Consider the following 12,865-nt stretch of genomic DNA (forward strand, 5'->3'; position numbering starts at 1 on the left):
CTGCTTTTTTTGTTATGATAGCGCTTTTTTAAAGGGCTGCGTAACTTCAGTTAATAAGCCTGCAATCACAGAAGGTTCAAGCAATGGGTTAATCGGAAAAATAATACCCGTTGCCTCACTGCCCCAGATACAAAAATGGGTTTCGGGTAAATTTGGCAATAAAATCCCAATGACCGTATCTTTATCCGCACCCAATGAATAAAGCATATTGGCCGTTTGACGTATATATCCCAATAGTTCCTGATAGCTATAACTGGTGCTGTTTTGATACTGCGTAGCATTTAACACAAAGGTAAGGGCTTTTTTATCACCAAACTGAGCCTCGCTATCACATAGCATCTGATAGGTGCTGCTAGGCAGGTTTAAAGGAAAATTTTGTTCATACTTTTTAAGGTCATCCTGATTTTTTATTTGCTGGTTCATCGTGTCAAAGTCCTTTTTATGGTTAAATCAAGTGTTACACTGGGGTGAAAGTGTCTGTCAAAATAATAAGGTAAGTTAGTTAAATATTCTGATAGTTTTTCGTATACATTTTCTATGACTAGTCGATTTTACAGATAAACTGGGTAGTTATAATTGCTATTCTTGAATGACATAAAACAGCATGTTAATTTTGAAAGACTAACGGTAATTTGGTTCTAATTTAGTTCCTAATCAATATCAATATAGCACTAGATTAAATTTAATCGATGCCTATCTATTCAGAGTTTTATTTATCATATTGATTTAATCCATCCGTCAATCTATCAATAATAATTTCTCTAAGCTTAACAGGCTCAATAACTTCTGACATATGCGACATACTGATCAGCCAATCCTCTAGCCTTACGGTATTCATCACGGTCGCTGTAAGTAACAAGTTTTTTTCATCCATTTTTTCTAAAGTCTGATCGTTTGATAGCGGTCGCTCGGTCAGATGTTGGGCAGCCATATGATTAATTTTAAGCTTTAATTTAATTGGCTTTCCTCGCTGCGTTAGATGGGTTTCAAGCATGCCCTTTCGACTTAATTCTTCCAAACTTAAGTCGTGCACCCAACTTGGTATTGGTTCTTCTAAAATCTGTACGGATTGGATGCGTATGATGGCGTAATTTCGGTTGGCATCTAAATACACTTTTTCAGGGGTTGATATACTTTCCTCTACTTTGTAAAAAGCAGTTAGGTAAATCATATTATCAATAAATATTAATCCCCTTGGATAAACCCACCGTGTAACAGGCTCATTTGCCCATTTTGCTAGATAACTTATTTTTAATCTTTTACCATCGATGATCGCTTGATGAATAGTTTTTAGAATATGCTCGTCATATTTAGGCGCTTGCAATAAACTTGGTATCGTAAATAGGTGGTTTTTCCATTGCCCAAGCTGACTGATTTGATATTGCAGATTTTGATGATTTTTGACGTTGGCGATTTTGGCAGTTAGGGTGTTGTGAATATCTTTCGGTAAATAGTTGGCAGTAAATTTATCGAGCATTTCCCAAAAGAATAGGTTTTCGTTGTCAAAGCTGTCTAAGGTAAAGTTGGGGTGAAGGTAGTATTTTGGGGTTTTGCCCGCTACTGAACCCTCTGCCCATGGTGGAATACGACAAATTGAGTTACTGCCAAACAGTGAATACAAGGAAAGTAAGTCTTGCTCTAGCAGTTTGGCTCGGCTCTGTGCTTTTTCGCCTATAGGGTTAAAAATGGCTAGAAGCTCGCTTAAGGTTTTGGCATTCTTCTCGCCTTTGGGTAAATTTTGATATAGCAGAATTAAGCGTTCGCCACGGTTTTTTTCCATGATACTAGGCATTATTTTTCCTAAAATGCTAAAGTTTGGCTAAATCAAAATGTTGCACATTGCCATTTAAATCGACTTGATAAATCCTCATTTGACTAACTTCAATCGCTGTCAGATAACCACCGCCATGTGCAAAGGTATCGACACAAATTAAGCCATTTTGATGGTAAACTTTACCGTTTTTTTGTGCCGAATGTCCGCAAATGATGGTTTTGCCTGAGATGTGATCTTCTTGTCCATCGAGCGGAATAAATCGCCAGCGTAAACTGTCACCGGTTTGTTTATCCATTGGTAGGTGTGGCAAGGGTGTGGCATGGGTAAAGATAAAATCATCTGTTTGGAAATAAGGCAGACTCGTTTTTAACAGTTTGTAGTAAACATAAGGAATTTGCAGTAGCCCTTGCAAATCAATGGTTACGCCAAAAGATTGTAGGGTTTCGATACCGCCAAATTTTAGCCAGTATTTGAGATATTCTCGTTCGTATACTGCACCTAGCATCATTTCTTCGTGGTTGCCCTTTATCAAAATAACATGACAAAGCATCTGATATTGCATGATAGTATCAAGCACGCCTTTACTATCTGCTCCCCTATCGATGACATCGCCTAAGAAGATAAGGATGTCATCAGATTGGATATCTAGGGCGGATAGCAAGATGTTAAGTTGCTCGTTAAAGCCGTGTATGTCGCCAATGGCGTAAGTTTTAGGCATAAATCAGATTTTACATCCTAATGTGTGTGATGTTCTGCTTTTAAATGCTTCAATGATTTTATTGGCTTCTTGTTCATTGAATAAATCTGCTAAATCAATTCGTTCGCCGTAAATGCGATATTCAATTAAATCTGAATTATCTTTATATATGCCTACTTCTCCAAAATTAGGATAATTACTGTTATACCACACATCTCGATACCAGTTATTTTTTCTTGTATATTTGACACATTGATAAACATATAAATGTAATGTACTTGATGTTTCGGTTTCATTACTTTTGACAATAATATCGAACACCAAGTCGTCTTTTTGCAAATGATTTTGCCACTCTTCACCTTCAGGAATAGATTTTGTTTTGTGCCATAGTAGGTGCATATCTAACATAGGTAGAAAGCGTTTTCCCACATTTTCATCAGTGTATATTTTATGAATTGATTGTGGACTATAGTTATTAGGTAAATCATGATAATAATGTTCTGCCCCAAGTTTATCCTTGGTAAAATCAAGTAATTCTACGATACGTTGCTGATAATCAGCAAGTAATCTATAGGCTTTACGTACGTCTTGTAGAACTTCTAACATTTGATTTTTATTCATTTTGTTATCCTAAAAATGATGGAAAAGTTTCATGCGTTAAGTAAATTGGTTTTGGATTTTTCCAAGATTTCTTCTCAATTTTGGAATTTGGTATAGCTTCAAAGTTAATATTACAGTTATCACGATTAATATTTTCTAACCATTGCCGTGGCTGATGTCGAATGCCATGCCAAGCGTATGCTTCTCTAATATCGCTTAGTAAGCGTTCTAAAGGCTCTAACTGGTGTTCAGCAATAGCAAACTCTAAAGCTAAGTATAGTTGTTGCCAACTGACAGCGTAAAATTCATAGGCAAAACTTGATTCCAAGGCACTATCAATTTGTTTTTTAAGATTATCAATATTTTGTCGTTTATAATCACTCATACCACCCACAGTTAATAAAATTGGATTCGTGATTCCTTCAAGATAAGCCGTTGATATCTCATTAGCAAGTTGATAAGCATATTGTTGTTGAACGTTATCATATCTTTTCGCTTCAACAATAACCGTTCGACCACCAAATTTTAAAATAACATCAGGCTCAACTTTACAACCGCTTTGGTTTTGCCAACTTGCCCAAAAAGTAATTTCACTTAAAGGATTCGCTGTTATTTGATTATTAAAATTAAAAAGGTTTTGAATAAAACGGATAAACACATCATCAGGTAAATATGCGATACGCTCAAATACACTTGCTGTTAAAACATCTTCTGCTCCTTGTGTCTCTCCAATTTTTAGTCGTGTTCCGGCAAAGCCAGTACCTAGTTTTTTACCATGCAAAACCGCTGATAACATTTTTTAATCCTTAGTCTTTTAATTAGGACTTATTTCAAATTAGGGTGTGTCGCTAATTAATTACAAATATACTTTTTAAGTTAAAAACATTTTTTCATTTAACATATTTAAACCCTCGAGTGCCCCCACACTCACCCCAAAACAATTACTATTATCAGGCACTTGCGGTTCTCGCAAATTAACACGCAATAAATTTACCGACTCATTAATTGGATAACCAATTAATCGCTCACTAAAATTTCGCACGCTCGGCACCGCTGTCCCTGCCCCCAATTCAATAATGGCTAGTTTGTTAACTTGCTTCAGCCAAGCCATTAACTTCCGCTCTTTTTCGTCTTGCATCTGCGATTGCCAATGCCAATCGCTAAACATCAAGATATTGGGGCGCGCCATTCCGCCGCAGTGCGGACAAAAGGGAAAATCATTGATTAATTGACAATGATATTCATCAACAACAGGCACAAAGCTATCGGCTGACCAAATATCACGGGTACAATTATCCAAACATTGCAACCAATGAATTGAGCCATGACATTCAAAAACCTTATTATCGTCAAATCCGACCTTTTGGAACTCACCATCGACATTACTGGTAAACACAAATGAGCCGTTTTTAAGATTGGGTAATGTTTCTGACCATTTTTTAAGTAGATGAAAACCTTGATGCGGTTCGACTGCTCGATACGCATTGAGCCTCAAACCATAAAACCCCCACGCCAATTTTGGATTGGCGTGGAACAGTTCTGGCGTTGCCATATCGACAAAACTTTTACCAAGGTGCTTTAGCGGTGGATAGGCTTTCCAAAATCCTTGGGCACCTCGAAAGTCAGGCAAACCTGAATCGACCCCCATCCCTGCGCCTGCAGTGATGAGTAAACCATCAGCTTGTTTAAGGTGTTCGGCAAAATGGGTTAACTTGGTTGTATTATCCATTTTTATTCCTTTGCTGTTGTCGTCTGAGATACTATTTAATTGAGTTGCCTGCTCTTTGAGTTGGATTAGTGGTTTTCATCGGTATATCGTCTTCTATAATAACTGGCTCAATATCATCTTCTTTATCGGCATAAACCAAAAACATACAGATACAACAACCCTGCTCACCTTTTTTCCAGTAATCAAACTCATGAAAGAAACTTAACTGATAAAATGTAGTCGCATCATTAACCATTAAATTTTTATCTATTTGTTGGATAATAAAATCTTGCTGCTCACAACCAAAACTAATATCCGCAAACATATTAATCATCACGTTTTTAATCGGATAGTTGGATGATAGTCTCTGTAGTTTTGAGATAAACTGTTCACATGCTAAAGCCACGCAATTTTCACCACCTGCTACACCATGTAAAAATTCAATATTTTTGTTACCAGAAATTGCCCATTTTACTTCGTCCCAACTCATACCAATGATGCCACTACCGCTATGTAGTCGTTGAAATGCTTGCATAACTAAAGGCACTTCATTTAGTGAACACAAGATGACATTATCCGCAAGTTTTAGGCAATCATAATCTTTACCAGTGCCATTAATCGCAATCAAATAATCCGTTTGCGCCTGTATCCGATAGCGTTGCAAATCTGCCAAATCAACCTCATCACTCGCCACAAAAAAAGTGACTTCATTTTTGCCATTGGCAATTTTATGTGGTTCATATTTATCGACTTTTACAATGTCACTATCAAGTACTGATGAATTATTTTCCATTTCACACACGCCTTTTTTCTTTAATGCTCATCAAACCTTACTAAAATTGCTGTTGCGTTATCATACGCACGACCTTCAGAGGCATAAATCTGCTTACGTAACTGTTTAAGCCATGCTTGCAAATCGGTATGCTTATCGATACTTTGCCATTTATCGCAAGGCACTAAGTCATGTACGCCATCGGTACATACCACTAAGCAATCATCTGATGAGACCTTTAACGTTTGACTGTCAAAAGTAGGCATTGGATTGTTGTCTAAGTCACTATCGGCAATCAAACAATCGGTTAATGCATACATAGGACTTGCCATACCGTCTTGGTTATATTCGCCAAAGTCGGCTTGGCGATTTTCATTTTCCGCTTTTTCATCAATCAATTGATTGATTAGATTATGGTCACTGGTGATACAGTGCCAAGTTTTTGTGGCAGCTGAAAAATAATAAACTCTACTGTCACCGATGTGTTTGATAACGATGGGCGGATTGGTTTCACTGGCTTTAGCAAGTGGTCGATAGACTAGGGCAAGCGTCGCGGACGCGCCATAAAAGCGTTTTGGTAGGGTTGCGACTTTTTCATAAATCTTTGAGATATCCATGACAGCCGATTGATTTGAATTGTCTAAATAGTTTTGCCACAGTTGTTTGACTGTTTTAACTGTCTTAAGGCTAGCATATTGCGATAGATTAGATTCTGCTACACCATCGGATACCGCAACACAAAAGGCGTCATCACATCGATGCACAGGTGTGATACCAATCGCTTCTTGGTAATAATCATCGACAAAGAAAAATGCATCTTGCTGCAAGCGGTTGCTGGCATTGCCTTGAAAGGTCATCGCACAAATCGTAGTGGAGAGTCTGGTCATATCACGAGTCGAGTAAGAAGGTTAATCTGATTATAACCGTAAAGTTGGAAAAATATATTCTAGGTTTCTTTATTCGATATAGTCCGTGATTCAATACGTTTTTTGGCTGTGGTATAAAAAGTATGCTTCCTAGACCCAGCCATAATTGACATAGTGGAACAGTAAATCAAACGCTTTAAAATGATTTGCTAGCTTTTTCGAAAAACAGCTTGTCTTTCGAAAGACTCGCCTAAGCCTTTGCCTAAAACGATTGTTGTTCCCTTCAATATCAACCGTATGGTATTTACCCACCTTTTTAAAATCAAAATCAAAGGCGGTTAAAAAGCTATCCCAGTTATCACAGCAGACATAGCCAAAATCAACACCTAATTCATCAAGCTTGGCTCGTAGCTGTTTGGCTGTCTTTAAGTTGCGTTTGCCCCATATGAAAGCGACAATCTCACTTGTTTCTGGGTCATAGGCGTAAACAAGCCATACCTTGTTTTTCTTATGCCCCACATATGTCCAAAACTCATCCACTTGCAGTTTTCGGTAATAGCGTCGTTTAGGTTTTATCTCATAACTGGAATTGACCAAAACGCTTAATACCTTGTACTTGCTGACTTTCTCGATGACAACAATGTCAGCAATGCTACAGCCTCGTACTAACATTAAACGTATCTTGTCATCAATATCGCTTTTACAGCCTTGGTAACTTAGCTCCGTCTCATGAATGAATTGTCGATGACAGTCTTTGCATTGGTAGTTCTGCTTGCCATAGATTTTCCAGCCGTTTTTCTTTATACTAAAGCCAAGACAGCTTGGGCATCTGATTGTAATTTGTGTCTTCATAACCTCAAATTAGCATCTTTTTCTCAAGCTGTCTTTTTTATTTACACCTCAGCATACTTTTCAAACCAGTACCAAATTGGGGAGTATATGCCGTATTTGGTGAGGGCGGGGTTTGAAAAAACGTATTAGCTTTATGCCACTGCTATAATGAATAAATTAGATTTTTAACCCAAGAACCCAGTTTTTTAATACCTGTAAAATAACATCTTGATGGATAAACTCCTGCTCAAGTCGTCGCTTGTCAATATCTTGCTGCTGAATAAACGCAAACAACTCGGCTTCGTCAATGGTTAAAAATTTGGGTGCTACTTGATTAAAAACAGGCTCGGCAACGCGTTTATGATCATGGCTTCCTAGCGTATGTTTATCCATCATTAATGACTCAACATGAGCACAGCATTTACGGGCATAAGAGAGCATTGCTAGCCCTTCTGAGTCAATATCACCCCAATAGCCCACTTTTTTATGCTTCAGCCATTGTGCTTTTAACCATGTTAGGTTCTTTCCACCGCCAGCGACAGCAATCGTATTGGCTAAATTTGGTAGCATAAAACAAGGTGTTTCGTTTTCGATGATTAAGATATTATCTGCAGGTAATTCGAAGTTTAATAACGTTTGAGAAGATAGTTTTAAAATAGGTAAATTCGCCAAAGCCAATTTTGATGCATCGCATAGTGGTCGGATAAATAGCCAATCTTTTGGTTTACTTTCACAGCCGAGCCAATCTAATAATTCAAGCTGGTTGTTTTCATCAATGGTATCTAAAGCAATAGCTTTGTCGGTTTGGTGCAGGCTTTGCACTAGAATCTCAATTGTTCTAAAATTATTTTCTATAAACTTAGTGTCAATACCTGCGACGTTTACCGCTCTAAGGTAATTACCTTTACCCATACCTTCATATAGTTGTGGAATCAAGATGACTAGATTGGCAATTTGTTCATTAGATAAACGTTCAATCATATCTAAGTGATTAATTAAACTATCAAAAATCCTTTTTTGTGTGTCTGGATTTGGGCTAAGTTGAACTAGACTTTTAAATTTAAATTGCAAACTATCAAGGCGTTCAATCGCCACTTTGCCCAAAATTTCAGCAAGCGTATTAAGGTCATGGATAATTAACTTTACTGGAATAGATTGCTCACCAAGAAAACCTAAATTTTTAGTTTCTAATTGGATATGGCTATTTGGATGCTGAGTTTCGAAAATCTGCCACGCTTTAACAAAAGCTTGAAAATGTAGCGTGTTTTGAGCGGCTACTTTACCAGAACTTGGGGGTTTAAGTGTTATTTCAATAGCATTTTCTTGGGAGATCCCATGGTTCAGCAGTTGTTTAAATCTGCCTAAATTTTGCCAGTAACGCTGATTAAGTTCTTTGAGAACATCATTAGGCAGCTTGCCCCACGTAGTTTGAATTTGATTCATACCATGTTCCTATGTTTCAACATGGGTAATTTGAATGTTCATTTCAGCTAGCTGTTCATTCAGATGACTTGTTTGCTGTTGCGCTTTTTGTTTATCGTAGTCTTGCCAAGTCACTTCGGTAAGCCTGCTTTCATGGTCATTGATGTTGCGCTCACAGATAATCAGGCTATTGGCAGCTTCACGGGCTAGGTTAAGGTTTTTGTAAGGGGTTATTAAGTTGATATGGATATTGAGTTCTTTAAATACTTTCAGCACACGGCGACTGACCGATTCCTGGGTGTTGGAGAAAGCTTCATCTAAAAATACAGTACTGTAAATCGGCTTATCGCCTCCTGTTGGCGTAAGTACATAGGCAAGACTTGCAGCAACAATAATACCTGCGAACGATTCTTTTTCTCCCCCTGATTTACCGCTTGATGAGCTTAATATATCTATCACGATATCATCACCTGTTTCAGAATCTATTTTAAACTCTTCAGCATTAAAACTCATTTGGTAACGTGGGTCGAGCAGTCTTAAGCTTTCAAGGTTACTTGCTGTAGTGCCATTAGCGGCTTTATCAAGTACCGCGTTGATATCACTAAGCAGCTTAAAGCGTTTTTCATGTTCTTCTGTGGTCATGAGTTCCATGAGCATGGCAAGCTGTTTATTAAATTCGACTACATTGACAATGCGTTCTGGCTTGATTTTTAGGCGTAAAAATGTACCTTGGCGAAATTCGGTTTTTTGAAGTACCAGATTGACTTGCTCAATACCTTGTTTGATTTGTTCTAACTCACTATTCATTTTGGTCTTAAAGTTCGCCAACGATTGGGTGAGATTATTATTCATACGGCTTTTAAATTTTGTCGTAAGTTTTGCAAGCCCTTCTTGTATTAGATGGTCATAATGGGCAAGAAAATCTGGCATACCTTGCTCAGTTGCTGACCAATCTGACGTGATAGGTTGCCATTTTTCATTGCCTTTAAAATTACCCATAATACCAATCGCTGACTTACTGTCTCGACTGATACGATTACTAGCACTTTCAATGTCTTCATTAAGGCGAGTTTTTAATACATCGGCATTGTGAGCGAGTTGTTTAAATTTTTTATCCAGTTGCTCTATGATGGCTTCGCTCATCGGGTGGTTGGCTAAGATATCGTTTTGGGTGATTTTAAGCTGATGGCTTTTTAATTCTTGAGATTTCGCCCCTTCTTTGCGATTAAGTTTAATTAGCTGGCTTTGTAACTCGTTAAGATTTTGTTCAGCTTGTTGATATAGTTGTTTTGCTTTGGCAATATCGCCTTGGGCATTTTCAAGCGTGGCAAGTTCTTGCTGTTGGTAATCGAGTTGGGTTTGCCAAAACGGTGCATTGATATCATCCCAGTTGGTTTCAAGTAATTTGTGCCAACGATTTTTTAATATTTCTATGTTGGTCATGGCTTGGCGAGCTTGTGCGAGTATTTTTCCTTGTTCGACAAGTTGAGTTTTGAACGTTTGTTGTTGAGAAAGCAGTGAGTTTAATAAGGATTGGTTATTAAAGCCCAATTAAATAGCGAAATTTCTCGTAGTTTTATTTGTCCGTTATCAGATTGATTAAGTAGCGTGGCTTCCATGACATATCTCTTTTTACTGATAAGATTTATTTCTAGTGCTGTGTTAATATTAAAATAGGCTGTCCTGCTGTCCGAATAGTTGCGTGTCCCCTGCTGTATTTTTTGTTGGCAAGTTAAGTTCTACTACTGTGTCATTTTTCACTTGATTAGTGACAGCATCGCTCGACTGTTCTAGATTGTGTTCTTTATCGTCATACTTGTCTGGCATCTCACCAAGCAATGCGATGTATTCATTGAGCATGGCTTGTAATAGGCTTGCATTGACGATATAACGTATCATAGGTGTGATCTCATAGCGTTCAACGTTGCCCCGTTTGAGAGTAACCAATTTATGATTTTTAGCAAAATGCTCCAGTCTCGCTGAGAGTTTTTTCTTATCTTTTGAACCGTGGTCGGTGAGTGGCAAAAATGGTGACATTAAACTTTCTAGTTTTTCGATATCGATGATGATTTCAGTCTCGCCCAAGTTTTGGCGTTCTTGATAGTACTTACGCAAATTGAGCAATAAAAGCGTGTCATATACGTTGAGCGTACGTTTTTGAATCATGGACGTAATATCTTCGCCATCCAGTTCAGCTTGCTCGGTGTCATTTTCGAAATTATCTAGCCCTGTAAGCTGTTCATGGTTTTCTGCGACAAAATCCGCTCTCGCTACGAAAGCAACCCCGCTATGTTCATCAATAATTAAGCTACAATAGATCTCGGATAAATGACGGCGAATACTGGTTTGATGACGCACAATATTGTCAAATAATTGCGGTTTGGCACTGTGCAGTATCACGCCTTGCTGAGATAAATAAATCAACGCTCGGCGTGCGTCAGCTGGCATGTCACTCTCAGTAATAGCGGTCGATTGAGCATCTGATCGCGCATCGAATGACCCATTTTCATCCATCTTTTGTGTGTTCAGTTTTTGCCTATCGCTACCATGATCAATATTTTGGCTTAATCCTCTCGAAGCCTTTGAATCATTTTGCTGTTGGGTGTCAAAACAGGTCGAATTATCGGTGCTAGTTACCATGTCAAAAAAGCTGTTTGTCATTATTTTTCCAGATTTATTCGCTGTAAGAGATTTTTATAACGCTAACGCCATCGGATTATCGATAAAATCTTGAGGGAAATGCTCAGTTGTCAAAATTAGCTTAGGTATAGTTGCTTGTAGCTGATTACCAAATTTATCATTGACCAAAATCAACTCTGTTTGTCCGATGTCGGTGGCTTTGACAGCTTTTGCAATACGGATGAACGCGACCAATTCCTCAAGTCCTGCTTGAATTGGCATATAGTTATTGATACTCGCTATGCTCATCGCACCGTATTGATCTAAGGTGTAATAGATTTTTTTGGCGACTTCAACGACCTGGACGGTTTCTAAATTTTCTAACGTTTTTTGGCTTAGGGTGTGATTGTTTTCATGCTCTTGAATGTCGCTTAAATCAAGTTTTTCTTCAGCAATTCTGAGCCGTATACTATCAGGCGATGAATACGGCATTTTGCCGACTTTAATTGTTAGATTCAGGTCTTTATCAATAATTTTTGGCGTGTCTTTAAAGGCAATTGCCCGTTTTTCAAGTTGACTAATTAGCCTATCAACTGCATGATTCTCGCTCATTGCGCCACTTTCAATATAAGACTTTAACTGTTCTTCAGTACGTCGTCTGATACGAAATACTCTATCACTTTCTCGTGTTAGCTCTGAAATAATGGTGCTCAAAAACTGGTGGTGATGTGGGGCAAGTTGGTTTTTATCAGTGGTTTTGAGCACACTTCGCATCTGCTCGGTAAACTCGGTTAAGCGATTGTCATCGGATAACAAATGAAAAAATCCATCAAATGCACTACCCGCATCAGTTTTGGCAAGTAAGTCTTCTTGTTCAAATACTTTTTGCAGTAACTCGCCTTTACTCAAGTTATCATCAATCATTTGTACGCGTAAGGTCTTATCCATTTTGCGGATTTCTTCTTCAAGTAGCCGAAAATCCCCTGTTAAACTGTACGCAAGGTTATAAATTTCTCGAATTCGTTCCTTTTTCTCATAGTCATTGAGATAGACCATTTTACCTACATTTAAGTCATTGATTTGGCTTTCTAACTGGGCTTTTTGTTTCTCTAAAATAGCGATACGCTCGGCCGTATTTTCACTCATCATCACCGCCAAATCTCGAACCGACTCTTGGACAATCCGCAGATGCGATGCAGATGTACTGATAATCCGCTCATCAAAACTTTGGCAAAACCGTAATACCCTATCAGTAGCGTCAGTGACTGTCAGGCGGTTATCCATTTCTCTAAGCCAACCTTTTTTTATCCAATCATTCAGATAGGTCATTGCGTTAGATTCGGTTTGCCAACTGCCATCAAGCCGTGCTTCATCCAAAGCATTATCGAGCAATATTCTAGCTTGCCCATAACTAATTTCATTGTCGGTCTCAAAAGCAGTAGCAATAAAAGCTAAAACAAATGGGGCATTATCGGCTCGCAGTAGTCGCCATGCAGCCGACTCTCGAAAGTGACGTTGGTAATTTGCCGATTTTGCCATAAAGCTCATGATGATGCCTTTTTTAGTCTATGTTGTT

At 38.2% G+C, this 12,865-nt stretch carries 13 protein-coding genes; all 13 read right to left on the bottom strand.

What is annotated here, in order from left to right:
- Positions 1–12: 12 nt before the first annotated feature.
- Positions 13–423, bottom strand: coding sequence for an AMP-binding protein (locus RTP55_RS05660; protein WP_100285270.1), 411 nt, complete (start codon positions 421–423; stop codon positions 13–15).
- Positions 424–709: 286 nt separating this feature from the next.
- The gene (locus RTP55_RS05665; RefSeq protein WP_060995973.1) at positions 710–1,792 is read right to left on the bottom strand and encodes a helix-turn-helix transcriptional regulator; all 1,083 of its coding nucleotides are present in this window, start codon (positions 1,790–1,792) and stop codon (positions 710–712) included.
- A gap of 16 nt (positions 1,793–1,808) precedes the next feature.
- A complete protein-coding gene (locus RTP55_RS05670) occupies positions 1,809–2,492 on the bottom strand; it encodes a metallophosphoesterase family protein (protein WP_060995972.1) in 684 nt (227 codons plus the stop codon).
- Positions 2,493–2,495: 3 nt separating this feature from the next.
- Positions 2,496–3,092, bottom strand: a complete 597-nt coding sequence (locus RTP55_RS05675; protein ID WP_203171185.1) for a hypothetical protein — start codon at positions 3,090–3,092, stop codon at positions 2,496–2,498.
- Positions 3,093–3,096: 4 nt separating this feature from the next.
- Positions 3,097–3,867: an F-box domain-containing protein gene (locus tag RTP55_RS05680; RefSeq protein WP_203171186.1), complete on the bottom strand. Its 771-nt coding sequence runs from the start codon at positions 3,865–3,867 to the stop codon at positions 3,097–3,099.
- A 75-nt stretch (positions 3,868–3,942) separates the two neighbouring features.
- On the bottom strand, positions 3,943–4,800 hold the full coding sequence (locus RTP55_RS05685; RefSeq protein ID WP_312384844.1) for an SIR2 family NAD-dependent protein deacylase: 858 nt from the start codon (positions 4,798–4,800) through the stop codon (positions 3,943–3,945).
- Positions 4,801–4,831: 31 nt separating this feature from the next.
- The gene (locus RTP55_RS05690) at positions 4,832–5,572 is read right to left on the bottom strand and encodes a hypothetical protein (protein ID WP_312116990.1); all 741 of its coding nucleotides are present in this window, start codon (positions 5,570–5,572) and stop codon (positions 4,832–4,834) included.
- A 20-nt stretch (positions 5,573–5,592) separates the two neighbouring features.
- On the bottom strand, positions 5,593–6,438 hold the full coding sequence (locus tag RTP55_RS05695; protein ID WP_312384846.1) for a PP2C family protein-serine/threonine phosphatase: 846 nt from the start codon (positions 6,436–6,438) through the stop codon (positions 5,593–5,595).
- Positions 6,439–6,567: 129 nt separating this feature from the next.
- On the bottom strand, positions 6,568–7,269 hold the full coding sequence (locus RTP55_RS05700) for an IS1 family transposase (RefSeq protein ID WP_312384848.1): 702 nt from the start codon (positions 7,267–7,269) through the stop codon (positions 6,568–6,570).
- A gap of 156 nt (positions 7,270–7,425) precedes the next feature.
- On the bottom strand, positions 7,426–8,691 hold the full coding sequence (locus RTP55_RS05705; RefSeq protein WP_312384850.1) for a Wadjet anti-phage system protein JetD domain-containing protein: 1,266 nt from the start codon (positions 8,689–8,691) through the stop codon (positions 7,426–7,428).
- Between the two features lie 9 nt (positions 8,692–8,700).
- Positions 8,701–10,113 carry an SbcC/MukB-like Walker B domain-containing protein gene (locus RTP55_RS05710; RefSeq protein ID WP_095356326.1) on the bottom strand — a complete coding sequence of 471 codons (1,413 nt, stop codon included), beginning with the start codon at positions 10,111–10,113 and terminating at the stop codon, positions 8,701–8,703.
- 225 nt (positions 10,114–10,338) lie between these two features.
- Entirely contained in the window at positions 10,339–11,331 is a 993-nt protein-coding gene (locus RTP55_RS05715; protein WP_312384854.1) for a DUF4194 domain-containing protein, read from the bottom strand.
- 33 nt (positions 11,332–11,364) lie between these two features.
- A complete protein-coding gene (locus RTP55_RS05720) occupies positions 11,365–12,837 on the bottom strand; it encodes a DUF3375 domain-containing protein (RefSeq protein WP_312384856.1) in 1,473 nt (490 codons plus the stop codon).
- Positions 12,838–12,865: the final 28 nt, after the last annotated feature.

The organism is Moraxella sp. CTOTU47579 (assembly GCF_032004885.1).
Lineage (GTDB): Bacteria > Pseudomonadota > Gammaproteobacteria > Pseudomonadales > Moraxellaceae > Faucicola > Faucicola tetraodonis.